We start from the raw sequence: 24,348 nt of genomic DNA, 5'->3' as shown, positions 1-24,348 counted from the left end.
GGCGTTACTCTTATCGGCACGCCCAATCTTTACCGTCTTGCATCCCAGGGGTGAAAAAAGACCAGTCCTATATGCCAGCGAAAATCCGTTTTAACCCGAGCGTTTGCGGGCTAGAACAGGGTTAGGGTTCAGGAGGGTTTTTACCTCTGGAACACTAACAGGATATTAACCGTTCAATCAGTGATTGAATGCATCCTTGAACCAATATCGTTCATCTCGGCAAATTAGGTCGGTCTGGAGCAGTAATTCACAGAAAAAACATGATCTTAACGAATTCTCAGCTAAATTTGCGCATGAAATTGCTTTGGTTCCCCTTAAAGTTGAAACGACGCTCATCTTTAGGAGGATATGACCATGGCAGCCGGAAATCGGGTCTCACGTAACGCACCAACCGTTGATATTATTGCGCTCAAGTACATTAGGATTGTGCTGGCTTCATATATATTGGCGATCGGGCTAGGGCTCATTAACGGCTTTGATGCCAATGCATATTTCAGCGGCTTCCTGTCTCATCCAACATCACTATATGTCAGCAAGGTCTTCGTATCTTTCTGCGCCCTGATGTTGTTCTTTGGTTTCTTCCTGAGGCTTGTTTCTCTTTCTCTTGCCATCGTGATCCTTGCATCAAGCATTCAGGTAAATTTGATTGTTCCCATCCAAGGTTCCGTAGATGCTTTTTGGGCTGATCTGGTACTTATTTGCGGTCTGTTGGCTTGCTACTGCCCTCTGTCGGCACGACAGCTCAGCAAACAAGCCGTGGTCAAGAGCGGTCCGAGTACGAGCGCCGCACCGAAGGGTAATGGACAAAAGATAGCACCACGTCGCGTAACAACGTCACAGACGACCGGTGCAAATCTGGGGAGCTTGCCCAAAGCCGTTCAACGACCTGTCTTGGCCGCATATCCGTCAAAGCAGCAAGATGCATTGATGGAGCGTTTTGCCAGCTTGGTACCACCTCAACGTCCGGCGAAAGACGACGTTATTAATATCTTTGCGTAACGCGAGGCGACGGCGAGGGGCCTAAAACCCTAACGGCTAACGTACTTTCGCCCAAAAAGATGCTTTGCGCTCGTGCTGGGCTTGTAAGTTTTGCAGGTAGTGATCGTGGTCAAGATACGTACCGTAGGTCTCGATCTGAGCGTCGAGTGCTGCGCAATCCGCTAGATGTTCTGCAGCATGGCCATACCGTGAAGACCGACTTTGACCAAGCGTGTCATCGATCATTGCCCTCCACAAAAGCACAGCAGCGCGCGGATGTCTGGCGCGCAGGGCCTCGGCCGCCACTGTTAACAAAGCGTATTGATCGCCGTTTATCTCAATTGTGCGGGTTTCGACCAGCCGAACGGCAGTGAGCAAATCTGGCCAGTTCACACAGAAGTTCAGAGCTGCTGAAAACCGCGGAAATGCAAAGGCGTAATTTCTGGCGCGATCCTCCGCTTCGACATCCTCAAAGTCTGGCAGAAGTTTTAGGTAGTCACGCAAGTGCTGCGTATCGAGCGTTTCAGCAAAACACTCCCAACGATGCGCTTGCGCCTCGCCATCACGTCCCAGGGCTGTAAGGCAGCTGATATAGGCCACATCCCATGCCTCTTGCCCTGAACGATCCGTGTCTTGGTCTGCATCCAGCAATATATTCAACCCATTCTCAGCCCGATCATCTGCAAGCAAGAGCAATGCAACTTCAGCAGCGATATCCGGATGCGCAATGTCATTGGCCGAATATTGCGCAATATAAGCATCTGTATCGCCTTGGATGGCAGCGATTTCTTGCAGGCACCGTTTGACGAATTTTTCTTTGCGGTCAGCCGCATAGCTATTGCCGCCCCGCAGTTGGCGCAAAAACTGGATTGCCTCGTGATCTTCGGCGGGCGCGTCCAAAGGTCTAGCCGCATGTTCAAGCACATGTGCCTTGAGGAGCGCCAAACCAGCTTTGCCAAGAGCCGGTGCCATCACCCCAATGATGCCGTTCCACTGCCCATAACCATTGTCGTTCAACGCGGTCCAAACACGGTCGGCGAGCGCTTTTGGATCAACAAGCGCGCTTGGGGCAATAGTGCCAAATTGCGCAAATGCCGCGCGAAAGACACCACCTACATCGCCTTTGCTGTCATCAACCCGGTCATATACCGCCGGGGCAATTTCAATAAACTGCCACAAAAGATCAAAGGCGATGCTTGGGTCAGCCGGCGCGATCTTGTCGACGATCATCGCGACTTGTGTGTTGAGGTCTTTGATCAGGCCCTTGCGCCGGCGCCACCCGACGAAACTGGTCGATTTGCTGATCGACGCCAGCCGCTTACGCACATCATGAGCCAGCTCCGAAGGGCCTAAGCTATGGCTGAGTTCCAGGCGCAAGCGACGCTTGATATCAGCACTGCCGCTGCTGACTTCCATAAGGAGTGCCGCCAACTGCGCCGCCCCCAAGGCCTCGAGGTTGGTCGTATTTAGGGTCTTTTTAGACATAGGAGTGTTTTGGCATTTGAATCTCATGAAGGGAAGCGGGACCTAGTAAGATAGGTACTCGCAAAGAGAAGGTTTCATTGTTTGGTCGTCCATTTCCGGCATCGAAAACTCTATCGTTTTGGAGAGCCACGATTTTTTACGTCTGTCGCGATTGGAAGGCAGATGCCTCAATAGGATGGGGAAACGTTGGTAAAGCGTCCCAATTTTCAACTCCGACATCCAAGCAAGTTCCGAAAGTGTGATGTGCACAAAGCCTCGGTAATCCCCCCATTTATGGGGTCGTTTGAAACTAGAATTAAGCGACCATTTGGTACTGGTTCAGTTTCATAGCGGGTGTGATGCCGCCGATGCCCATGTTGGGTCTGTCGTTGTTATAAGTCCATAGCCATTTCGTGGCGTGATCTTGCACCTCCTGAATGTTGTGAAAGATGTGGGTTCCAAGCCATTCGTTGCGCACAGTTCGATTGTATCGCTCGATATATGCGTTCTGTTGCGGCTTCCCCGGTTGGATGTAGCTGAGCGTTATGTGGTGCTTGCTGGCCCAGTCGATAAGCTTGCCGCTTAGATATTCTGGGCCGTTATCCACGCGCATCATCGCAGGCTTTCCACGCCAGGCGATAATCTGGTTCAGGCTGCGCACGACCCGCGCCGCTGGCAGTGAGAAGTCCACATCTATGGCCAAGCCTTCGTGGTTAAAGTCATCGATGATATTCAGCGTGCGGAACGTTTTCCCGTTCCACAGCTGATCAGACATAAAATTCATAGACCACACTTGGTTTGGTCGATCCAGCACTGACAACGGCTCAGGGCGCTCGCGTTTTAAGCGTTTTCGGGGCTTAATGCGCAGGTTCAGCTCCAGTTCACAATAAATCCAACGAACCCGTTTGTCGTTCCATTTGAAGCCCTTAATGTTGCGCAAATACAGGTAGCACAATCCAAATCCCCAGTTCTTGCGGGCCTTGGTCAACGCGATTAGCCAACCCTCGATTTCTTCATTCTCGTCAGCCAACAGCGGCACATACCGAAAGCACCGCTGGCTGATCGCGAATGCACGGCACGCCAAAGCAACGCTAACGCCGCGTACATTGACTGCATGTTGGGCCATCTCTCGTCGGAAAGACGGCCTCGTTACTTTTTTGCAAGGGCCTCCTTCACCAATTCATTTTGCATCGCGATATCTGCATACATCCGTTTCAGACGCGCATTCTCGGCCTGCAATTGCTTCATCTCAGAAATGAGCGATGCATCCATTCCCCCATATTTTGAACGCTACTGGTAAAACGCAGCGCTGCTCATTCCATGGGTGCGACACAATTCAGATACAGGCACACCATTCTCAGCTTCTTTCAAAACTGCAACAATCTGGGCCTCTGAATAACGTGATTTCTTCATCGTGAATCTCCTTGGCTGATCTTGCCGCAAAAATTCTAGCTTTCAATACAACCATTTTTCGGGGGGATTACCCCTCCTTCTTACTGGCAGGGGGCAAGGCATCGAGAGTCCTTCGTTTTTTTTGAACAATTGCACCGACCAAAAGTGTGATTGTTAACACGGTCTTTAGGAGTTTTGGGCGACACCAAGAGAGGAGATGATTAAGTGGAATTTATGCGGTTATTCTCAGATAACAACGAATGTAATTTTGCGGTCTGCAAATGAGTGCAACACTTCAGAGTGCGCGAAAAACTGTAGTCATCGTGGACGATTCAAAAACGATGCGGCTTTGGCTACGGTCGGTTCTTGATCAGGATCCAAGGCTTGAGGTCATCGGCGAAGCAGCGGATGCCTTAGAAGCGCGCCAAATGATCCGCACTCAATCACCAGATGTCATAACCTTGGATGTTGAAATGCCGGGAATGGATGGTTTGGAGTTTCTTGAGTTGCTGATGCGTTTGCGGCCGATGCCGGTTGTTATGGTGTCTGGTGCTACGGCCCAGGGGTCTGAAACCGCAGTTACGGCCCTAGCATTAGGGGCGGTTGATTGCCTGCTCAAGCCTACCAAAATTGCAGACCCGAGAACATGTGATGACATTCAGCGACGGGTACGTTCCGCCGCGTGTAGCAACGTTCAACAACACGCGCACCAAAGGTACCGCCAAAAAACAACGATGCCGTTGAATTTGGAAGGCCAGACTGCGCCTATAATCTTGATTGGGGCTTCGACCGGTGGTGTCGCAGCCCTTGAAACAGTGTTGACAGCACTTGACCCGAACGGGCCACCGGTTGTCATCGTCCAACACATGCCGCAAAATTTCTTGGCTAGTTTTTCTCGCAGGCTTTCGGGACTCTTGAAGCAGCGTGTTAGGTTTGCAGAAGACAGAATGCTATTGGAATGCGGAGACATTGTGATCGCCCCCGAGAAGGGTTGGCATACTGAAATTACGCGTTGGTGCGGAAATTGGCAGACGGTGCTGCAACCTAACGCAAAAAAGACACCACATTGTCCGTCTGTTGACGCGCTCTTTTCGTCCGCTGTGAGCCATGGTCATGATGTCATTGCGGCGCTGTTGACAGGCTTGGGGCGTGACGGTGCGGAAGGACTGCATTCACTACGCTGCTCAGGGGCCAGAACACTCGCACAAGATAAGGAAAGTTGTGTAATATATGGGATGCCACGTGTTGCTAAGGAACTAGGTGCAGTTGAACAAATGCTGACGCTGCGCGATATTCCCGGAGCAATCAATATTGCCGCGCGGACACATGCGCGGGCGCGATTGAAGCTCTAAAGGATGATTTAGCCTGAACTAAATACGGTTTGGGTGAGTTTTCTACCTCCAGCTCCTCAAACAGAGCATAAAGTGATAGTCGGCTGGGCCGGTCGTTAGGCGGTTGCCAAGACAAGCACATTTTTTCCAGTGGGACGCAGCATTTCGATCGAAAAGCCACCAACTGAACTTTCTAAGCAACAAAGCTATGGTTATACTCGCTCCCAGGCCTTCAAATTGGCTTCTCAAAAGAGATCAAGATCTCCGTTTTGTTTGCCTATAGATGGATACTCTTCACCAGACAAAGCTGCGTGGGAGCTGTCAAGTTTGAGTTGTTGAAAAAGCAGGGTTTTGAAGTCATTCTCAATTTGCCTCTCTTGCGACAATAAATGCGCAGCTATTGACATATCCTCTAACGATTGCCTTAGAAAATCCAGAGTTTGGACTTCGCAAATTTGACTACTGACAGCTTCCGCAAGGAAGGATTGATTTCCAATGGCGTGTTCAACTTCAAATATCCGACCTGCGAGAAAATTGAGATGTGTAGACAACCGCTCCAATATTTGGCAGCGTTGCTGATGCCTTTCACCATCCGTTATTGGTACCTGTTTTATTGGAATCTTTTCGCGATCGCATTCAAGCGATTTCTTAAGAGGAACTCTAAGGTCACACCGTTTGCTACTTTTTGTCATTTTAACCTACCTTCGGGATATCCAGCCATAATTTTCTCCGAGCGGTCAGGAGCTTTTCCGTAGATATTCGCCCCATTTCTGCTGTCCACAACCGATGTGTCAAAGTCATAATTGTGGAGTGATTGGGGGTAACCGCGGAATTAGGTTCATCGTAGGTAATTTGTATGCCTTTGAAACGTCTGGAAACAAAATCGATCCAAGACACAGGTGATCGTGCTAAGTTTTGTTCGCGAATGGCCAAAAAACTAAAAATTGATTTCGCTAAATTGACCTCCCTATTAAGGGCAAACGCTGAAATCCACCGAATCTTGTGTACATTTTACTTCTGGCTTCGCTCGTAGCAAGTCGCAGATTTTGCTCGGAAACCAAACTCTTCCGGCCCTGCAATGCGTTCGGAATGACCGATAAGTAGAATCCCGTCGGGCGAGAGAAGGTTATGAAATCGGTGCCAAAGACGTAACTGGGTCGGCCCATCAAAGTAAATCACAACGTTTCGGCAAAAAATGACATCAAAACTGCCGCGCATGGGCCAAGATCCCAGAAGATTCAGTTCTTTGTAAGAGATCATACTTTTCAGCCAGGAGGATGCTGAAAAACCTAGGGCGGAATCGTCTGAGATGGGCGTAAAATACCGATCTAACATGGGTTTTGGCACGCCATTTAGCATGCGTTCGGGGTAAAAACCATTTTGAGCGAAGGCGATTACTTCAGGATCGATGTCGGTTGCAAGGATGCGGACGTCGAGCTCCGATAGCTCCGGTGCTCGGTTCAACATCGACATGGCTATTGAAAGCGCCTCTTGACCATTGGCACATCCAGCGGACCAGATACGCATTCGCCCACCTGCTCGCAAAATTGGGAGGTAGAGCGAAATAATCTCCCCACTCAAGAGATCGAAGTGGTGCGGCTCTCGAAAAAAATGAGATACGTTGGTGGTTAGCGCTGAGATGAATTTTCGCCGCTCACTGACACCTCGGTCAGATTGCAATAAAGCACTGTAGCTTCCAAAGTCGGGTAGACTTAGAGCCTGCAATCGGTGTTGCAAACGGGACTGAACCATCCTCTTCTTTTCCGGAGCCAAAGTAAGTCCGCTTTCTCGATAGGCTAGCGCGACAATGAACTCAAAGCTCTGCTCATCTAAAATGTTAGTTTCATCCTGCATTGGTATTACGCCGCTGCGACATTGTTTAGTATTGTGATCTCGGCAAGATCAAGAACCCGGATCAGCCTTTCGTCAATCAAGCATAGAGCGGAAACAACCCCCAATATTGCGTTACCAGTCATATCTGGCGGTAGTTGTAGGGCATTTGCCTCGACAGAGATGATGTCTGAGACCGCATCAACGAGTAACCCAATCATCGCACCGGCTTGTTTTACGACAATAATTACGTTGCGACTATTTTGGGTATGGGTATCCAAGCCCAGCCGCTCTGAAAGATCCATGACCGGCAATACAGTTCCACGCAGGTTCATCACGCCCTTCATGCAGCGGGGTGCATGTGGCATCGGCGTAGTGCGCGCCCACCCTCTGATCTCGCGGACTGACATGATGTCCAGGGCATATTCCTGGTCTGCAAGCTTGAAAGTGAGCAATTCAATGGCCTGAAACTCTGCCTGATCATCCATGACTTATTGTCCTACTGCCAATGGCACCATTGGGGTCCCCATTGCGTTTGTAACGACGTCGGCTGGGTCAAGGATCAACGCGATTTGCCCATCACCAAGGATGGTTGCCGCAGCGATCCCAGGGGCACGAAGAAAGCTATCGTCGAGCCCCTTAATAACCACTTGCCGTTGATCAAGAATATCGTCAATAAGTAGCGCTGAACGCGCGCCGGTGTCATGATTGATGAGCAATACGATCGCATCCTCGTAGTCGGTCGTCTTGCCACGATACCCAAGTTCGGCACCTAAATCGAAGAGTGGAACGCAGCCCCCACGCGTCCGGAGAATTTCAACTCCGGAGCCTATCTTTTCTACGGAACTGGCCGAAAGGGACAAGGTTTCGACCACTGAATTTACCGGTAAAACAAGTGTTTCATCCGCAACTTTGATGATCATGCCATCCATAACTGCAAGCGTGAGAGGCAGGGAGATCGAGAAAGTTGTGCCCTTGCCAATCTCTGATGTCGTTGCAACACGCCCGCCAAGTTCTTGGATCGCCGCGCGCACAACGTCCATACCGACCCCACGACCTGACACATCGCTGACCGTGTTGGAGGTGGAAAAACCTGGTAGGAACAACAGGTTGTCAATCTCAGCATCAGTCAAGAGTATTTCCGGCGTCAACAACCCTTTCTTGATAGCCACCTCGCGAATTTTATCACGGTCGAAACCTGCACCATCATCGGAGACTTCGATGACGACCCGACCGGATCGGTGAGCAGCACTCAGACGTATTTTGCCTTGCGCCAAACGTTGCGCAGCCGTTTCCAAACCATGATCTACGGCATTTCGAATCATATGGGTCAGCGGGTCGGCGAGCCGCTCAATCATGGTCTTGTCGATCTCAGTCGCTTCTCCGTTAGTGACGAAATCGACGTCCTTACCGAGTGCATTTGAAGTCTCGCGCACGATCCGCGCCATGCGTCGGAACAAAGGTTTGACCGGTTGGGCGCGGATCATCATCACGCTGTCCTGGATGTCGCGGGTGAGGCGCTGGAATTCGTCTAGACCGTTCATCAAATCGGAATGCGCAGAAAGTCCAATGCGTTCTAGGCTTTCAGTCAGCATGGCTTGATTGATGACCAGTTCACCAACGAGATTGATCAGGCGCTCAATTCGATCGAGGTCAACGCGGATTACCGTTTTGGGACTCGTGGTATCATCGTGTTGGTCGGGTTGAGATGGATGCGGTTGTGGTGGGACAATAGCCTCTATTTTGGCGGAAGGGTCCTCTAGCAGGGAATCTTCAATTCCGTCGTTTTGATCCAGGTCGAATGACGCGAAAAACGCAATGTCATCGTCTTGAACATTGAAGTCACACAAACGGTCTTCAGTGTCCGTAGCCAAAGTAAGGCCTTTGGAAGGGTCTTCGATCCCTTCATTTTCGATGGTCGCTGCTGAGCCTAGAGCCGCAAGATCAGCAACAAGCGTTTCTGCCGCAACGGGAAGGTCGGAATTATCACGACTGCTTTGTACCAAATCAGTGAGATGATCGGCGGCATGCAGAAATACTTTTGCGGTCTTAATGTCCAATTTTCCGTCACCACTACGCAAAACATCAAGGGCCGTTTCAAACACATGAGAAAACCGTACCAAACCGTCCAGACCGAATGCGCCAGCGCCGCCTTTGATCGAATGAACAGCCCGAAACATGACGTGAATTGTTTCGTCGGTGTGGGTCCCGCTCTCGACGCTATCAAGTGCGTCCTGCAACGCCTCAAGAAGCTCTTCGCACTCTAGGAAGAACGAGACCATTATGACCGCCATGGGATCCGTACTGGGGCTCATCTGTATTTCTAACCCGCGACCATTTGCAGGGCTTTGACCAGTTTTGCTGGATCAAATGGTTTGACGATCCACCCTGTGGCACCTGCTTGGCGGGCGCGTGTCTTCAACTCTGTTCCGGCTTCGGTAGTCAAAACCAATATTGGAGTCTTGCGGTAGTTTTCCTGACCGCGAACAACGTCGATAAATCCAAATCCGTCCATGCGCGGCATGTTGATATCTGTGATGATGGCGTCGGGTGTAATACCCTCGAGAACCTGAATGCCATGAAGTCCATCATCGGCGGTGTGCACCGTAAACCCGGCATTTTGAAGGGCGAGGCGGATCATGTCGCGCATGGTTCGGCTGTCATCAACCGCGAGGATGTTAAGGCTCATGATTCCTCCTTTACTGAAAATCGACAAAAGAGAGGGCAAGGGGCAATGTCGGAATTGAAAAGGGGTTCAGGCACAGGATTCTATTGCGCACGAGGAAATAAAGATGGTCATCACTGGCTCCGTCTCAACTGAATATCGATTGGTCCATGTTTAGAGCACGTTGCGTTAATACCGCGTTACCTTGCCTCAGTTTGTGAAAGTGCCCTCGGCCCCGCAGTGCCAAACGAAAAGGGCCCCGGGTTATCAACCCAGAGCCCTCCAATATCGCTATGTCATGTGATTTTAGCGGCGGCGTCCGCCAACACGACCGGCGCGGCCACGACCTTCTTGCCCGGCCTTGGGCGCAATTTTATTGAATTTGATCCAATCAGATCCATGAGGATCGCGGTCGAACAGGAAATTCGCCGCCCGGATTGCTTCCATCTCTTTGCCCGCCTTTACCTTGGTCGACCCAAGGCCAAAGAGCGTCACGAAGGTCTCGTCATCAATGTCTTCTGGCAGGATGATCCCAGCAGCAGCAATCTCGAGTTTTTTCTCAGCGATCTTGGTCTGATTTACGGGCATGGCGACTGGGTTCATAATTGCGGACGTCATGCCTGCGCCCATCGCCATTGGCAAAAAGGCGTTATTGATCCCATGCCGGTTGGGCAAACCAAAGCTGATGTTGGAAGCCCCACAAGTGGTGTTCACGCCCAGTTCTTCACGCAAGCGACGCACAAGGGTAAAGACCTGATGTCCTGCGGTGGCCATGGCTCCAATAGGCATCACCAGCGGGTCGACAACAATGTCATGGGCGGGAATGCCAAAATCTGCAGCCCGCTCGACAATCTTTTTGGCGACGGCAAAGCGGACATCTGGATCCTCAGAAATACCGGTATCGTCATTCGAGATGGCAACAACCGGCACGTTGTATTTCTTGACCAGTGGCAGCACCAATTCCAGCCGATCTTCTTCACCCGTGACCGAATTCAAAAGCGGACGGCCTTCGCACGCCTCCAGACCGTTTTCCAACGCACCGGGCACCGAACTGTCGATGCAGATTGGGACATCAACAGCCGCTTGCACGATCCTGATCATTTCCGGCATCAACATCGGCTCAACAAAGTTATTGTCGGCATAGCGCGGGTCTTTGGCCATTTTGTTAGAGAACACGGCCCCCGAATTGACGTCCAGAATATTAGCTCCGGCTGCCACCTGTGCAATCGCGTCAGCTTCGACGCGACTGAAATCTCCGCGCTCCAGTTCTTCGGCCAGGATCTTGCGGCCTGTGGGATTGATCCGTTCTCCGATGACGCAGAAGGGTTGATCAAAGCCGATAATGGCTGTTTTTGTTTTAGATTCGACGACGGTTCTGGTCATTCAAAGGTGTCCTCAGGAGGCGTTGGCAGGAACAGCAGACGAGCCGCCGTGGGTGTTTGCCCATGTGGCATTTGTCTTGATCCCGCCGAGGGGAAAGAAATGCACATGGCTGATATTAAACTCAGGATTTGCGGCCTTGTGCGCGGCCAGCTCCGCTATCACATCGTTGGGCTCGTAAGGCAACAGCAGCTTGGTCACGTCCATGGCCCGCTTTTGCAGAACTTTCAGCGATGGGCCGACGCCACAGGCGATAGCGAACTTGATCAACGTTTGCAGCTTGGCGGGGCCCGCAATGCCTATGTGGACAGGCAGGGTGATACCAGCGTCGACCAATCCATCGGCCCATTTGATGATCGGGCCTGCTTCAAACGCAAATTGCGTGGCGATGGCCATTTTGGCGTCCGTCCGGGTCTGAAAGGCGTTTTTCCACTCGAGCGCGGCGTCAACATTTACCGTGCCGCTTGCATCAATATCGCGGTTACCCTCGGGGTGGCCAGCAACGTGCAGCCGTTCAAATCCGGCCTCGTCAAAAAGCCCAGTTTCCATCAGTTGCATTGAATCGCTGAAATCACCGTGAGGTGTCGTTACGCCGCCAGCAAGCAACAACGCCTGACGCACGTCCGCTTCACCCTGATAGCGCGCGATCCAGTCTGCAAGCGTGGCGCGGTCCTTGATGATACGGGCAGGAAAATGTGGCATCACTTTGAAACCATCCGCATTCAGACGTGCCGCAGTCGCCACCATTTCATCTATGGGCGTGCCCTCGATATGGGCGATGTAGACGCGGGTGCCTTTTGGCAGGATATCGCGAAAGTTCTCGACCTTCTCAGCGGTGCGCGCCATCACCTCAATCGAGAAGTCCTTGAGTAAGGTTTCGATCTCTGGGTTCACCAGATCAGGTACCGTCTCTTTTTTGCGGAAGTTCAGCAGGGCCATGATGCAGCTCCAATCGTGGAAAAAGCGGGGAGGGGTCAAGCGGGTGCCTGCGCCCAGCCGTTGTTAGCAATCAGCGCTTTGATGCGCTCGCGGTCGTATTCGGCGTCAAGGCGGGCAGCTTCGGCATCCGCGGCGGCGTCATCTGTGCCGTCAACGGTATACGCCGGCGCTTTGCGCCATTCAGCAAGGTAGGCATCGGTATCTTCGGCCCCAACTTTCATAGCGGCGCGGTCGATGGCTTGTTCAAAACGCTCGGGCAAAGGGCGTTTGGCCGCGCGACGGCCCTTGCCGACAATGACCTGTGCCGGAATATCTCGCCAATAGACCACGATAACTTCTGCCATTTTGATTCCCCTAACGCTTGCGTTCCAGCCCTGTCTAGTTGAACGCAAGCTCAGGCCAAAGCCGGTTTTCGACCGATGTAGCGCTGGGAGCGACGCAGGCATGCTGGACCCCGGGCGCTAAACGGGTAATGCTAGGCCAATATGCGACGCAAATCAGACAGGCCCGTCCCAATGGCAATCGAAGTAGCAGCCCACAAGATCGCCTATATGGCCTTGCCCAAGGCGGCGTGTAGTTCAGTCAAATCTGCATTGGCTCACCTTGATCCAAGTGTGGACTTGTCCAAAACCGAAGGCTTTGAGCCGGCGTTCGGCCGCTGGCATGCGATTTATCCGACCATGCGGTTTCGGCCGCATCGCTGGGAAAAATACGACGAGGGCTGGTGGCGTTTTTGCGTCGTACGGGACCCGGCCAAGCGGCTCATGTCATGCTATACCAACCGCGTGGTTCAGCTACGTGAGCTGCACAATAGCAAAAAACTGCGACGTGGCGAAGTAGACCTACCGATGGACCCGGACCCGGATTTCTTCTTCTCCAATCTGATGGCCTATAAAGATGCAGCGTCGTCGATAAAGCACCACGTTCTGCCCGCACAGCTGTTCCTTGGCCCACCACCGATGAAATACGACCGCATCTATATGGTGGCCGAATTAGGCCAACTGGCCAAGGATCTGGCCAAGCGCACGGGTACCGAAGTCACAATGGCGCGCGAGAATACAAGCGGCGGTGGTTTGGCCGTGACGGACCTAAAGCCAGCTACGCAAGATGCGCTGCGGCCCTATCTTGCCCGTGAGTATGATTACTTTGGCAAGTGGTACGAAAATCCTCTGGACTAAGGGGCGGTTTAAACGCCAGGGCCGCCACTGCTTGTGCTTGCGCCGCGCGAGCTCAGGGTTTAGCGTTATCTCAACTCGTTATGAAAGGCGCAACCGATGGCGCCAAAGCGCTCCAACGGTGCGGGCGCGCTCAAACATGATACGGCTCTGAGCCCCGCGCCAGTTCCGCCCGGATCGAACGACCTCTATGCGGCCCTTGATCTGGGTACAAATAGTTGCCGAATGTTGATCGCCCAGCCCAAGGGAAGCGGTTTTCATGTGGTCGACAGCTTTTCTAAGTCCGTCCAGTTGGGCGCGGGGCTGGAAAAAACCGGGCGTTTGTCGCGCGCATCGATGGCGCGCACCATTCAAGCACTCAGAATTTGCCAACAAAAACTGCGGCGTAACAAGGTTAGACGGATGCGGCTTGTCGCGACCGAAGCGTGCCGCCGTGCGGCCAATGGTGCCGAGTTCATGAACCGTGTGCACCGCGAAACCGGCCTGCGTCTTGATATCATCAAACCAGAAGAAGAAGCGCAGTTGGCCGCAATCTCTTGTGCGCCGTTGGTCAATCGCAAGACCGAAAATCTGCTGGTGGTGGACATAGGCGGCGGCTCGACCGAACTTGTGTGGATTGACCTGTCGAAAGTCCCCAAAAAGGACCGTGCCCAATCGATTATGCGTCTGCACACCGGGTTCATCCAAGCAAAATCCGATATCCCGGCGGCACGGGTTGTGGATTGGATCAGCGTTCCTTTAGGGGTTGCGACCTTGCGCGATCAATTCTCAGATGTTGAGGATGATGCCGCAAGATTTGCATTGATGAGCTGGTTCTTTGAAGAAAACCTGACCGATTTCACACCATACCAATCCACACAGCCGCAAGAACGGTTTCAGATTGTCGGAACATCTGGCACCGTGACCACTGTTGCAGCAAGCTATTTGGGTCTGCGCCGCTACGACCGCACCAAGGTTGACGGGCTAAGCATGACCACCACGCAGATTGACAAGGTGATCCATTCCTATCTGGCCATGGGGCCCGATGGGCGGCGGACAGATCCGCGTATTGGACAGGATCGCTCAGCTTTGATCATGTCGGGTGCTGCGATCTTGCAGGCCTTGATGCGGTGCTGGCCCACCGACCGGCTCAGTGTCGCGGATCGAGGCCTGCGCGAGGGGCTGCTTTATGCACAGATGAGTGCGGACGGTGTGTTGGAAAAAGGCAACTTCTGAAGAGAAGTTCCTCGCCGATTACACCACAGATGCATCCGTGTCGTTCCAAGTGATTTTCTTAGTTGTGCTGGATTGCGGCTCAACTGCAGACTGGTAAAGGTCCGGGAATGTGAACAACGGCGCAGATGTTGGGTCCTCATCTTGGCTTGGTTTGTGTCGTTGCAAAGCTTAATCGCACTCAAACAGATTAGGGATGGCTAACGAGGCCCACCTCGGAGGCGTTATTGTATTTGGTTCAGCGTGCGTGCTTGCGGTTGGCTGCCCCTTCGTGGCAAGAGCAGGGCTACGCTCACAGCGATCGACAGGCGGTAGATATGGCCAAAACACCGGACGGCAAGAATACATCAGGACGCGGTCAGCGTGACCTGAAGGTAAAGGTCAAGTCGGCCCGGGGCCGCAAGCTAAGCTCGACGCGCTGGCTGCAGCGCCAGTTGAATGATCCCTATGTTAAACGCGCCAAAGCCGAAGGCTATCGCGGTCGCGCTGCATTCAAGATCATGGAACTGGACGACAAGTACAGATTTTTGGTGCCTGGTGCGCGCATCGTTGATCTGGGCGCAGCCCCCGGTGGCTGGTGTCAGGTCGCTGTTCCCCGCGTCAATGCGCTGGCAGAGCGGACAGATAAAGCCGTGGGCACAATTTTGGGCGTCGATCTTCAAGAGATGGAGCCGATTGCAGGCTGTGTCCTCTATCAGCTTGATTTCATGGAAGATGATGCGGACCTCAAGGTCAAAGAATGGCTGGGCGGCAAGGCCGACGTGGTCATGTCAGATATGGCTGCATCGTCTTCTGGCCACAAACAAACAGATCACATGCGGATTATCGCGTTGTGCGAAGCAGCAGCGTATTTTTCGTTTGATGTGTTAGATGAAGGCGGCACTTTTGTTGCTAAGGTCCTAGCTGGTGGTGCGGAAGGTGAGCTGCAAAAGCTCTTGAAGCGACGCTTTACCAAGGTCGTGAATTTCAAGCCACCTGCCAGCCGCTCGGACAGTTCAGAGAAATTCGTAGTGGCAACCGGCTTCAAAAGCGAAGTCGAGGACGACGCTTAATGAGGGGCGCTAGACGGTTGAGCAGTAAACCCTAACGAGCCTATGGCCGTGGCCTGAAAACGCTGCATCGCTGCATCGTCACGTGCATCTTTGGCCGCCATATCAACGCGCCGGCTGGTGGTTTGGGCCCGATTCTTCTGATGTAACAGTTCGAATACTCGAAAACGGCCAGGATTTGGCTGTGCGGCATCTGACATGGTCTGGCGCTCCTGAAGTTGTCTTGGACGTCAGAGGTAACGCGGCATTGGGGCAGCCAAGCGGCGACAAACAGGCCATTTTCGCGCGCGCCTTGCGTTTATGCGCCCTTGGCTCTGGCGCGCGGGGATGATTTGATACGCGCAGAAATAATGGAGCCGCCGATGAAACCGTCTAGCTATTACGCCCCGCAAGGCGGCCACCCTGATCAGACCCAGCTCTTGACCGACCGCGCTGTCTTTACGGACGCCTATGCCGTGCTACCCAAGGGCACGATGCGCGATATTGTGACCAGCTTTTTGCCGCATTGGAATGACACACGCCTGTGGGTTATTGCGCGCCCAATGAGTGGCTTTGCCGAAACGTTTTCGCAATACATCATGGAAGTCAGCCCCGGCGGCGGCAGCACACGGCCCGAAGATGACCCGACAGCGCAAGGGGTGATGTTTGTGGTTGAGGGTGGCTTTACCCTGACGATCGCGGGCGAGAGCCATAAGATGCTGCCCGGTGGCTATGCGTATCTACCTGCAGGGGTGGCTTGGAAGCTCAACAATGACAGTGGGGCCATTACGCGGTTTCACTGGATCCGCAAACGCTATGACGCGGTCGAAGGATTGGACCATCCAGGGCCGTTGGTGTTGAACGAGCATGACATCGCACCAACCGTGATGCCTGATACTAACGGTGTGTGGGCCACAACGCGGTTTGTGGACCCATCCGATCTGCGCCACGATATGCACGTCACAATCGTAACGCTACAGCCAGGCGGCGTAATCCCGTTTCTTGAAACCCATGTGATGGAACACGGACTTTATGTGTTGGAAGGCAAAGCTGTCTACCGGCTCAATCAAGACTGGGTTGAGGTCGAGGCGGGGGACTATATGTGGCTGCGCGCGTTCTGCCCGCAGGCCTGTTACGCGGGCGGGCCGGGGCCGTTTCGCTATCTGCTTTATAAGGACGTAAACCGTCATATGAAGCTGGGTTAAGGGGCCGCGCAAACGGCCCCCTCGTGTTCGTTAGTGCACTTAGCCCTTAAGCGACCCTTTGCCTGTACCTGACATGCCACCGGAGACTTCTTCGGTGGCTTCGCCCGACAACTCTTCGGGCAGCACAAGATTGAGGACAATCGCAATCAACGCTGCTGGCAGAAGGCCAGACGTCATCAGGATGCGCAGGGTATCAGGCAGGTACTGAACCGCTTTGGGATCAAGCTGCAGACCGAGGCCAATCGACAGGGCAATCGCAAAGATCACCATGTTGCGACGGTTCCAGTTCACGTCCGACAGCATCGAGATACCAGCAGCGACAACCATACCGAACATCACGATCACACCGCCACCAAGGACTTCGATTGGGATGGTGCGGATCACAGCACCAACCTTGGGGACCAATCCGCAGATGATCAAGAAAATCGCACCGATGGTCACTACATGGCGGCTCATCACGCCAGTCATGGCGATCAAGCCCACGTTCTGGCTGAACGAGGTGTTTGGAAAACCCCCAAAAACGCCGGCGATGGACGTACCCAGACCGTCAGCGTAAGTGGCACCGGTGATTTCAGTATCAGTAGCTTCGCGTCCGGCACCGCCTTTGGTGATACCCGATACGTCGCCCACGGTTTCGACCGAGGAGACAAAAGCCATCAAACAGAAACCAATCACAGCTGCAAAGCTGAACTCGAACCCGTATTTGAAGGGCATTGGCAATGCTACAGTCGCGGCACGTGACCAGCTGGTGCCGATACCTTCAATCGTGACCATGCCCATCGCGATGGCATAGAAATAGCCCACGATGATGCCTATCACGACAGCAGAGACCGACAGCATACCTTTGGCAAAGAACTTGAGACCAAGAGTGACAAAGATCACGACAAGGGCTGCAGACCAGTTCAACAGGCTCCCGTATTCGGGTTTATCAATGGCAGGTACGCCGCCCGCTGCATACTGGATGCCAACCTTGACCAGCGCCAATCCGATCATCGTGACCACAAGGCCGGTGACCAATGGGGGTAGGGCAAAGCGGATTTTACCAATAAACGTGCCGAGGATCATGTGGAAAAGACCACCGATCAACACACCACCGAATAGCGCGGGCAGGGCTTCGACGCCTTTTCCCGCCACGAGCGGCACCATGATGGGAATGAACGCGAACGATGTCCCTTGCACAATGGGCAAGCGTGCACCAACGGGGCCCATACCAATGGTCTGGAACAATGTGGCGATACCGGCAAACAGCATCGACATCTGGATCAGATAGGTCATATCTGGAAAGCCCTGCGCGCCGGCATCCGAGCCAAATCCAAATCCTGCGGCCCCCGAGATAATGATTGCGGGGGTCACGTTTGAGACGAACATGGCTAGAACATGCTGGATGCCCAAAGGGATGGCCCGGTGGAGGGCAGGGGTGTAATTGGGGTCGCGCAGTTGTTCTGCGGTTCCCAGTGAAGTGTCGGCCATTCTTGTAACTCCGTTGGTTGTTTTTTCGTTTTTTATTGTTTTAGCAGATCAAATGCCTGCGTTGATAGTTAATGGGGTATCAAACCAGTGTTCTTGTAGGTTTGCGCCGCCTCCAATGCGGTCCACGACGGTAAAGAGCCCCGGTGCGTGTAACGGACAAAGGACGCCGTGCCAAACCCCGCGATGATAATTCACCCCTTGGCCGGGTGCAGCAAGGAACACCTGTGGCTTTGCAGGTGCGCCATTGTGATCAGTCGCAACTATCACCAGCCAATGGTTTTGGTGCATCGGAACAAAGGCTTGGGAGCCATCCGGGTGCCGCTCCATCATATCTAGCGTTATGGGAAAACTGCGGGGTTCTGCATCGAATATGCTGAGGCCTGCGCGCCCATCGGCAAAGTCTAACTGCGCGCGGTCATGATGACGGCCACACAGGCCTTGGTTGATGATCTTATCGGCAGTGCCAGTCGCCTCGAGCACGTCGCCGAAGGGTGCGAAATCGGCGGCGATTAGAGCTTGTGGCGTAAGAAGTCGGGTCATGGCAGTAGGTCTTGCAAGCGCAGCGCTGCAATCCGTTCAACCTGGCGGCAGGCCTCCTGAAATTCAACATCTTGAGCGTTGTCGATGCGACGACCAAAGGCCCGCAGAATGCCCGCTTTATCATGATCACGGACCGCAATGATGAAAGGAAAGCCGTGTTTGGCCACATATGCGTCGTTCATCTGGGTAAATTGCGTGCGCTCCGCATCTGTTAGAGCATCAAGGCCAGCCCCGGCTTGTTCTGCGCTGCTGTGCTCCGTCAGCCGTTTTGCTTGCGCGAGTTTGCCAGCGAGATCTGGGTGCGCGGTTAGAACGCCAAGGCGCAGATCTTTGCGAGCGGATCGGAAAACCCGCGCCAGCGCATTGTGAAGCCCGATTGCAGTGTCATGCGCGCGACCAAGCTCAAGCGCATGTGCGCCTTCTGCGATCCACGCGGAATGTTCAAAAATACCGCCATAGGCTGCGACGAAGTCAGCCTGCAACATTTCACTAGGGCGCGTAAAGCGTTGGGCTGGATGGATTTTTGCCCAGTGGTCCGCAATTTGTTCGCGGGTGGCGAACCATACACCTTCGTGGCTGCGTGCGAATTCGAGAAAGGCGCGCAAAGCTTCAACCCGACCGGGCCGCCCGATCAGGCGGCAATGCAGACCGATGGACATCATCTTTGCCTGACCTTCTGCACCTTCGCGGTAAAGGGCGGTAAAGCTGTCCTTGAGGTAGTCCAAAAACTGCGAGCCTGAGTTGAACCCTTGGGGTGTGGCAAAGCGCATGTCGTTGGCATCAAGTGTGTAAGGGACAACCAATTGGTCGCAGTCGCCAAATTCCATCCAATAGGGCAGATCATCGGCATAGCTGTCGGCAACATAAGCAAACTGCCCTGTTTCGGCGGCCAGTCGCAGGGTGTTTTCAGAGCAACGCCCCGTGTACCAACCGCGCGGTGGCGTGCCGGTTACTTCGGTATGTAAGCGGATGGCTTCGGCCATATCGGCGGCCTCATCCTCGGGCGTGGCGTCTTTGTATTCGATCCATTTCAGACCGTGGCTGGCGATTTCCCAGCCTGCGTCTTGCATTGCGGCAACCTGAGACGGCGCGCGGGCGAGTGCGGTGGCCACGCCGTAGACAGTCAGAGGAACATCGCGCAGCAATCGATGTAGGCGCCAGAACCCAGCACGCGCACCGTATTCGTAAATGGATTCCATATTCCAATGCCGCTGACCGGGCCAAGCGGCGGCCCCGACAATCTCTGACAGAAAGGCTTCTGATGCAGCGTCGCCGTGCAGGATGTTGTTTTCACTAGCCTCTTCGTAGTTGAGAACAATTTGAACAGCGATGCGCGCGCCGCCGGGCCACTGTGGATCGGGTGGCGTCTCGCCATAGCCCTGCATGTCGCGTGGATATCTGTTCATGGTGTGCTCCTGTCCGTCTTGATCCTGATAAAGCAGAAGATTACGGCCCGGATACAAGTTGTTTTTGCTGTTACCTGTAAAAATCAAAGGCGGATCACCGTTTTGCGGCTGTTTGCCCACGGATAATGAAGTTAAACTATTTTCAATAAATTCGCGACAAAGGAAACGACAACCATGAACGACATTGCCATCATGTGGGATTGGATCGGTTTCGCCGTCCGTTGGGTTCATGTGATCACCGCTATGGCCTGGATCGGGGCCTCATTTTATTTCATCGCTCTTGATCTGGGGCTGAAGAAGGTACCGCATCTGCCTGTTGGTGCTTCGGGTGAGGAATGGCAGGTCCACGGTGGTGGGTTTTACCATATCCAGAAGTACCTCGTTGCTCCTGAAAACATGCCTGAGCACCTAATTTGGCATAAATGGCAAAGCTACAGCACATGGTTGTCGGGTGCGGCATTGCTGATGATCGTCTATTGGGCGGGTGCTGAACTATATCTGATCGATCCGGAAAAGGCTGCTTTGGGTACGTTTCAGGCGATCTTGATCTCGGCGGGTTCTTTGACCGTTGGGTGGATCATTTATGACGCCCTGTGCAAGTCTCGTTTGGGCGCGCAACCAACGATGTTGATGGTGCTGTTGTTTGTGCTCCTGGTCGTGATGGCTTGGGGCTATGACCAGATCTTCACGGGCCGCTCGGCGCTGCTGCACTTGGGGGCGTTTACCGCCACTATTATGACAGCGAATGTGTTCTTCATCATTATGCCAAACCAGCGGATTGTCGTTGCAGACCTAAAGGCCGGGCGCACGCCAGATGGGAAATACGGCAAAATCGCCAAGCTACGCAGCACGCATAACAACTACCTTACGCTGCCGGTGATTTTCCTGATGCTGTCCAATCATTATCCACTGGCTTTTGCGAGTGAATACAATTGGATCATCGCTGCATTAGTGTTTTTGATGGGTGTCACGATCCGGCACTATTTCAACACGATGCACAGCACGGGGCGTGGGCCGCATTGGACGTGGCTGGCCACTGCACTGCTGTTTGTTGCGATCATGTGGTTGTCGACTGCACCGCTGCGGCTTGGCGATCCAGAGGCCCAGGTGATGAGCTCCGTAGATCATGTGTTTGCGGATGCAGCAGGGTTTGAAGAAGTGAGCAACATCGTTCCTGGACGCTGTTCGATGTGTCACAACCGCGAGCCATATTATGAGGGTATCCGTCACGCTCCAAAGGCTATCGTCTTGGAAACACCTGAAGATATCGCGCGTGCGGCCCGTCAGATCTATTTGCAGGCCGGCGTAACGCATGCGATGCCGCCCGCGAATGTGTCTGGGATGCTCGACGAAGAGCGGCGCGCCATCATCACATGGTACCGCGACGCGACCAAAGATAAGCCGTTTTACCTGTCCTGGCGGTAAAGGTGCCTCTTAATTCCCCTTGAAGTTGAGTTAAATTCAAGTTTTTCTTCCTGAGGTATAGTTCGCTTTGGCGAATCTTATCACAGGTATAGTCGATGAACTTTCTGCATTTTCCGATCATCCACAAAATGCTGCCGCCTGTGGGCGTTCTTTTGGTATCTGTTCTATTTGCTAACTTTGCCCATTCAGAACCATACAGATTGGTGCCCGGCGACCGGATCGAGGTGCGCCATACTGGGGTAGATGAACCTGCAGAAATTGGCGTCAACCTTGATGGGCAGATCCGGTTAAGCAATGTAGGCGGCATCCGCGTCGTCGACCAAACACTGGACCAAGTTGAAGCAACCATTGAGACCGCGATTGAGGGCGCAGAGCTATTTGTCGACCCGCAGGTCAGCGTCGTTGTAATGCAATATGCGCCGATCGTGGTTGTTGGGGATGTCGCACAGCCGGGGCGGTTTGAGTATCTGCCGGGGTTAAGTGTGGCGGGTGCGTTGGCCTTGTCTGGGGGATCACAAGCACAAGGGGTAACCCTGTTCGAGGTTGAGCGCGTGCGCGTTGAGACCGAAGGACAGCTGCGATTGCTGAACCTTGAGATTGCAGCAGCCGTGGTCCGGATGGCGCGGGTGGATGCGGCGTTGGCGAGGCAGAATGTTGTTGCCCTTTCTGCGGGTTTGCGGCGGCGCATTCCTGCACCCGAGGCCATCGCCCTCGATGTGCTCTTGGAAAACGAAGCCGCTTATCTGGCGAATGATCGCAAACGTGTGGCCGAGTTATCAGCGTTTTGGGCCGAAGAGATCGCCGCCATCGAAGCGCAGCGGAAATTGTTCGCGGACCGAATTTTTGTTCAACGCGCTATCGTACAAAGTGCAGCCGAAGGTTTGAAAGCCGCACGTGAACTTGAGGCGCGTGGGCTGCAGACATCAACACGGCTCGCAACGGTCGAGCAGCGCGACGCGGATGCCCAAACCCGAGCGCTTGATCTTCAATCGGCATTAATCACGGCGACGCAAGCCATCTCGAATGCGCAACGTGAGCAAACGCTGTTTCTGAGCACGGCGATGGGTGACAATCTGGCCGCGCGACAGGCTGTTCAAGTTGAGATCGAAGGGCTTAGTTTGCGGTATGGCCGTGCGCTCGAACGGCTCGGCTTGTTGACTGGTGGCAATATTGGGGCGTTGCTGATGTCAGGTACAGTTGATGTCACCTTCACCTTGCAAAGCCCGCGTTTGGGGCGTGCGGACCGGCTCGAGTTAAGCGAGACGACGCTGCTTTTGCCCGGAGATACCTTGATCGTAAATGTCACATCTGTTGGGTCTGATGCGGATGGGTGATATGAGTGACGGCAGGCGGGTGGCGATTATCCACTACTGGTTGGTGGGTCTGCGCGGCGGCGAGAAAGTCCTTGAGCAGCTGTGCCGCATGTTTCCACAAGCCGATATTTATACTCATGTGGCTGATCCCGCAAAGCTGTCTGCGACCCTGACACGGCACAAGATCATTGAAACGCGCATCGGTCGGTTACCATTGGCGCGCAAGATGTATCAAAAATACCTGCCGCTGATGCCGCGCGCGCTCGAAGAGTTGGATCTGTCTGGATATGACTTGGTAATCTCCTCCGAAGCCGGACCAGCCAAAGGGGTTATCGTGCCGCCTGACGCGCCGCATCTGTGCTATTGTCATTCGCCAATGCGATATCTGTGGGACCAGTACCATGTTTACCGCAACGGAGCGGGATTACTGACACGCAGCATGATGCCGGTTTTTGCGCCATCGCTACGGCAGTGGGATGTCACGAGTGCCGCACGTGTCGATGGGTTCGCCGCGAATTCAAATCATGTGGCGGCGCGGATTAAGAAGTACTGGCGCAGGGAATCCGATGTGGTTGCACCTCCGGTGGTGGTCGACGCGTTCGCGCCCGCACTACGGTCAGAGCTTGGGGGGTATTACCTGTGGGCGGGCGAGTTGGCACCCTACAAGAGGCCGGATTTGGCGGTCAAAGCTTTTGCGCGGTTGAACCTGCCATTGGTGGTGATCGGCGGGCCAGAAAAGACGGTGCGGAAACTCCAAGGAGTTGCAGGGCCGAATACGACTTTCCTGAACAAGGTGTCGTTTGAAACGCTGAAATACCACATGTCGCGTTGTAAGGCGTTGATTTTCCCTGGAGAAGAGGATTTCGGGATTGTACCCGTCGAGGTCATGGCTTCTGGTCGCCCTGTGATAGCCTATGGGCGCGGCGGCATCTTGGATACGGTAGTTGATGGCGAAACCGGGCTCTTTTTTCGCGAACAAAGCGTTGAGGCATTGGTTGACGCGGTCGAGCGGTTTGAGGGATCTGAGCTGAGCACTGCGGGCCCAGATGCCTGCGTCGCACGTGCCGGATTATTTGGGGTGGATAGGTTTGAGGCGGGCATTTTGCGCAACCTCAAAGCAATTGGTGCCTAAACGGCTAGTTGCGATCAGATTGCCCCCGCGAGGCCCACACAAAGCCAAGAGCGACGAAGGCACCAACACCGCCATAAATCGGAATGAGCCAAAGCCATGACAGGTGCAGAGCCAAGACGCTCCAAGTTGCGGCGGCAAAGGCGAAAGGAACAGCGAGCAAGGCAGCGCCTATCCCGCGCAACCGCCATGGACGCGGCTGCCCGTGCATTGGTTGAGCCGTTTTCGACGCAAGATCAACTGTATTTGATCGGTTGGATGCCAAGGCGAAATTTCCTTTAAAGCGTATGTCCTTAATACTCGGCTTCCACCTGGATTTGCTAGGGGAATTTGTAGGTTATCCTTAAGAAAACGTTCCGCGCAGTCATCAACGCACTGATCTTAAGTCACTTTCATTTCGCCGTGTTGCGCATTTTGAACGACCTACGTGCGCAGGAATAATTGATCGTTAGAGAGTGTTGCGTAG

22 protein-coding genes and 1 pseudogene are annotated in these 24,348 nt (G+C 53.6%); 9 read left to right on the top strand and 14 right to left on the bottom strand.

The features are described from left to right. The first annotated feature begins 354 nt into the window (after positions 1–354). Positions 355–999: a hypothetical protein gene (locus tag C1J03_RS12255; RefSeq protein WP_114886851.1), complete on the top strand. Its 645-nt coding sequence runs from the start codon at positions 355–357 to the stop codon at positions 997–999. A 36-nt stretch (positions 1,000–1,035) separates the two neighbouring features. Here C1J03_RS12255 and C1J03_RS12250 read toward each other — a convergent pair whose 3' ends face one another. Then, positions 1,036–2,463, bottom strand: a complete 1,428-nt coding sequence (locus C1J03_RS12250) for a DUF6880 family protein (RefSeq protein WP_114886850.1) — start codon at positions 2,461–2,463, stop codon at positions 1,036–1,038. A gap of 295 nt (positions 2,464–2,758) precedes the next feature. Then, positions 2,759–3,855 (bottom strand): annotated as a pseudogene (locus C1J03_RS12245) (IS3 family transposase). 260 nt (positions 3,856–4,115) lie between these two features. On the opposite strand from C1J03_RS12245, the gene cheB reads away from it, so the two are divergent. Further along, positions 4,116–5,186 carry a chemotaxis-specific protein-glutamate methyltransferase CheB gene (gene cheB / locus C1J03_RS12240; RefSeq protein WP_114886849.1) on the top strand — a complete coding sequence of 357 codons (1,071 nt, stop codon included), beginning with the start codon at positions 4,116–4,118 and terminating at the stop codon, positions 5,184–5,186. Between the two features lie 224 nt (positions 5,187–5,410). On the opposite strand, the gene C1J03_RS12235 is transcribed toward cheB, so the two are convergent. The 8 genes from C1J03_RS12235 to C1J03_RS12200 form a co-directional block, all read right to left on the bottom strand. After that, on the bottom strand, positions 5,411–5,857 hold the full coding sequence (locus C1J03_RS12235; protein ID WP_114886848.1) for a hypothetical protein: 447 nt from the start codon (positions 5,855–5,857) through the stop codon (positions 5,411–5,413). 319 nt (positions 5,858–6,176) lie between these two features. Then, positions 6,177–7,019, bottom strand: a complete 843-nt coding sequence (locus C1J03_RS12230; protein ID WP_114886847.1) for a CheR family methyltransferase — start codon at positions 7,017–7,019, stop codon at positions 6,177–6,179. Between the two features lie 5 nt (positions 7,020–7,024). Next, positions 7,025–7,483 (bottom strand): chemotaxis protein CheW, encoded by a 459-nt coding sequence (locus C1J03_RS12225; protein WP_114886846.1) that lies wholly within the window; start codon positions 7,481–7,483, stop codon positions 7,025–7,027. 3 nt (positions 7,484–7,486) lie between these two features. Further along, positions 7,487–9,310, bottom strand: coding sequence for a chemotaxis protein CheA (locus C1J03_RS12220; RefSeq protein ID WP_254694032.1), 1,824 nt, complete (start codon positions 9,308–9,310; stop codon positions 7,487–7,489). An 8-nt stretch (positions 9,311–9,318) separates the two neighbouring features. Beyond that, a complete protein-coding gene (locus tag C1J03_RS12215; protein WP_114886845.1) occupies positions 9,319–9,684 on the bottom strand; it encodes a response regulator in 366 nt (121 codons plus the stop codon). Between the two features lie 282 nt (positions 9,685–9,966). Further along, positions 9,967–11,043, bottom strand: coding sequence for a methyltetrahydrofolate cobalamin methyltransferase (locus tag C1J03_RS12210; RefSeq protein WP_114886844.1), 1,077 nt, complete (start codon positions 11,041–11,043; stop codon positions 9,967–9,969). A 12-nt stretch (positions 11,044–11,055) separates the two neighbouring features. Continuing rightward, positions 11,056–11,979 (bottom strand): methylenetetrahydrofolate reductase, encoded by a 924-nt coding sequence (locus C1J03_RS12205; RefSeq protein WP_114886843.1) that lies wholly within the window; start codon positions 11,977–11,979, stop codon positions 11,056–11,058. 35 nt (positions 11,980–12,014) lie between these two features. Beyond that, positions 12,015–12,323: a virulence factor gene (locus tag C1J03_RS12200; protein ID WP_114886842.1), complete on the bottom strand. Its 309-nt coding sequence runs from the start codon at positions 12,321–12,323 to the stop codon at positions 12,015–12,017. A gap of 171 nt (positions 12,324–12,494) precedes the next feature. Here C1J03_RS12200 and C1J03_RS12195 point away from each other — a divergent pair, with 171 nt between their 5' ends. From C1J03_RS12195 to C1J03_RS12175, 4 genes are all read left to right on the top strand, one after another. Beyond that, positions 12,495–13,157, top strand: a complete 663-nt coding sequence (locus C1J03_RS12195) for a sulfotransferase family 2 domain-containing protein (protein ID WP_114886841.1) — start codon at positions 12,495–12,497, stop codon at positions 13,155–13,157. A 96-nt stretch (positions 13,158–13,253) separates the two neighbouring features. Beyond that, complete coding sequence (locus C1J03_RS12190; RefSeq protein WP_114886840.1) at positions 13,254–14,369, top strand: Ppx/GppA phosphatase family protein; 1,116 nt, start codon at positions 13,254–13,256, stop codon at positions 14,367–14,369. Positions 14,370–14,683: 314 nt separating this feature from the next. Further along, positions 14,684–15,418: an RlmE family RNA methyltransferase gene (locus C1J03_RS12185; protein WP_114886839.1), complete on the top strand. Its 735-nt coding sequence runs from the start codon at positions 14,684–14,686 to the stop codon at positions 15,416–15,418. A gap of 359 nt (positions 15,419–15,777) precedes the next feature. Next, positions 15,778–16,599, top strand: a complete 822-nt coding sequence (locus C1J03_RS12175; RefSeq protein WP_114888981.1) for a bifunctional allantoicase/(S)-ureidoglycine aminohydrolase — start codon at positions 15,778–15,780, stop codon at positions 16,597–16,599. A gap of 39 nt (positions 16,600–16,638) precedes the next feature. On the opposite strand, the gene C1J03_RS12170 is transcribed toward C1J03_RS12175, so the two are convergent. From C1J03_RS12170 to puuE, 3 genes are read right to left on the bottom strand one after another with little or no spacing between them, the layout of a single operon-like run. Continuing rightward, positions 16,639–18,069 carry a uracil-xanthine permease family protein gene (locus C1J03_RS12170; protein ID WP_114886837.1) on the bottom strand — a complete coding sequence of 477 codons (1,431 nt, stop codon included), beginning with the start codon at positions 18,067–18,069 and terminating at the stop codon, positions 16,639–16,641. 48 nt (positions 18,070–18,117) lie between these two features. After that, a complete protein-coding gene (locus C1J03_RS12165; protein WP_114886836.1) occupies positions 18,118–18,609 on the bottom strand; it encodes an ureidoglycolate lyase in 492 nt (163 codons plus the stop codon). Next, positions 18,606–20,015 carry an allantoinase PuuE gene (gene puuE / locus C1J03_RS12160; protein WP_114888980.1) on the bottom strand — a complete coding sequence of 470 codons (1,410 nt, stop codon included), beginning with the start codon at positions 20,013–20,015 and terminating at the stop codon, positions 18,606–18,608. The genes C1J03_RS12165 and puuE overlap by 4 nt, the downstream gene beginning before the upstream one ends. A gap of 174 nt (positions 20,016–20,189) precedes the next feature. On the opposite strand from puuE, the gene C1J03_RS12155 reads away from it, so the two are divergent. From C1J03_RS12155 to C1J03_RS12145, 3 genes are all read left to right on the top strand, one after another. Beyond that, positions 20,190–21,440 (top strand): urate hydroxylase PuuD, encoded by a 1,251-nt coding sequence (locus C1J03_RS12155; protein WP_114886835.1) that lies wholly within the window; start codon positions 20,190–20,192, stop codon positions 21,438–21,440. 95 nt (positions 21,441–21,535) lie between these two features. After that, entirely contained in the window at positions 21,536–22,774 is a 1,239-nt protein-coding gene (locus C1J03_RS12150) for a polysaccharide biosynthesis/export family protein (protein WP_114886834.1), read from the top strand. Beyond that, a complete protein-coding gene (locus C1J03_RS12145) occupies positions 22,740–23,885 on the top strand; it encodes a glycosyltransferase (RefSeq protein ID WP_216825853.1) in 1,146 nt (381 codons plus the stop codon). Before C1J03_RS12150 ends, C1J03_RS12145 begins: the two co-directional genes overlap by 35 nt. A 4-nt stretch (positions 23,886–23,889) precedes the next feature. Here the strand turns inward: C1J03_RS12145 and C1J03_RS12140 are convergent, their stop codons facing one another. Beyond that, on the bottom strand, positions 23,890–24,147 hold the full coding sequence (locus C1J03_RS12140; protein WP_114886833.1) for a hypothetical protein: 258 nt from the start codon (positions 24,145–24,147) through the stop codon (positions 23,890–23,892). Positions 24,148–24,348 lie beyond the last annotated feature (201 nt).

This window comes from Sulfitobacter sp. SK012 (assembly GCF_003352085.1).
Classification (GTDB): Bacteria; Pseudomonadota; Alphaproteobacteria; order Rhodobacterales; family Rhodobacteraceae; genus Sulfitobacter.
The sequence above is the reverse complement of the archived record's forward strand: the minus strand, read 5'-3'. Positions and strand labels throughout refer to the sequence as shown.

Coding starts and splice junctions, on each gene's coding strand:
- C1J03_RS12220 (WP_254694032.1), bottom strand. CDS start 9,310: ATGAGCCCCAGTACGGATCCCATGGCGGTCATAATGGTCTCGTTCTTC.
- C1J03_RS12150 (WP_114886834.1), top strand. CDS start 21,536: ATGAACTTTCTGCATTTTCCGATCATCCACAAAATGCTGCCGCCTGTG.
- puuE (WP_114888980.1), bottom strand. CDS start 20,015: ATGAACAGATATCCACGCGACATGCAGGGCTATGGCGAGACGCCACCC.
- C1J03_RS12255 (WP_114886851.1), top strand. CDS start 355: ATGGCAGCCGGAAATCGGGTCTCACGTAACGCACCAACCGTTGATATT.
- C1J03_RS12205 (WP_114886843.1), bottom strand. CDS start 11,979: ATGGCCCTGCTGAACTTCCGCAAAAAAGAGACGGTACCTGATCTGGTG.
- C1J03_RS12215 (WP_114886845.1), bottom strand. CDS start 9,684: ATGAGCCTTAACATCCTCGCGGTTGATGACAGCCGAACCATGCGCGAC.
- C1J03_RS12145 (WP_216825853.1), top strand. CDS start 22,740: ATGTCACATCTGTTGGGTCTGATGCGGATGGGTGATATGAGTGACGGC.
- C1J03_RS12195 (WP_114886841.1), top strand. CDS start 12,495: ATGGCAATCGAAGTAGCAGCCCACAAGATCGCCTATATGGCCTTGCCC.
- C1J03_RS12190 (WP_114886840.1), top strand. CDS start 13,254: ATGGCGCCAAAGCGCTCCAACGGTGCGGGCGCGCTCAAACATGATACG.
- cheB (WP_114886849.1), top strand. CDS start 4,116: ATGAGTGCAACACTTCAGAGTGCGCGAAAAACTGTAGTCATCGTGGAC.
- C1J03_RS12155 (WP_114886835.1), top strand. CDS start 20,190: ATGAACGACATTGCCATCATGTGGGATTGGATCGGTTTCGCCGTCCGT.
- C1J03_RS12235 (WP_114886848.1), bottom strand. CDS start 5,857: ATGACAAAAAGTAGCAAACGGTGTGACCTTAGAGTTCCTCTTAAGAAA.
- C1J03_RS12225 (WP_114886846.1), bottom strand. CDS start 7,483: ATGGATGATCAGGCAGAGTTTCAGGCCATTGAATTGCTCACTTTCAAG.
- C1J03_RS12185 (WP_114886839.1), top strand. CDS start 14,684: ATGGCCAAAACACCGGACGGCAAGAATACATCAGGACGCGGTCAGCGT.
- C1J03_RS12175 (WP_114888981.1), top strand. CDS start 15,778: ATGAAACCGTCTAGCTATTACGCCCCGCAAGGCGGCCACCCTGATCAG.
- C1J03_RS12170 (WP_114886837.1), bottom strand. CDS start 18,069: ATGGCCGACACTTCACTGGGAACCGCAGAACAACTGCGCGACCCCAAT.
- C1J03_RS12230 (WP_114886847.1), bottom strand. CDS start 7,019: ATGCAGGATGAAACTAACATTTTAGATGAGCAGAGCTTTGAGTTCATT.
- C1J03_RS12165 (WP_114886836.1), bottom strand. CDS start 18,609: ATGACCCGACTTCTTACGCCACAAGCTCTAATCGCCGCCGATTTCGCA.
- C1J03_RS12200 (WP_114886842.1), bottom strand. CDS start 12,323: ATGGCAGAAGTTATCGTGGTCTATTGGCGAGATATTCCGGCACAGGTC.
- C1J03_RS12250 (WP_114886850.1), bottom strand. CDS start 2,463: ATGTCTAAAAAGACCCTAAATACGACCAACCTCGAGGCCTTGGGGGCG.
- C1J03_RS12210 (WP_114886844.1), bottom strand. CDS start 11,043: ATGACCAGAACCGTCGTCGAATCTAAAACAAAAACAGCCATTATCGGC.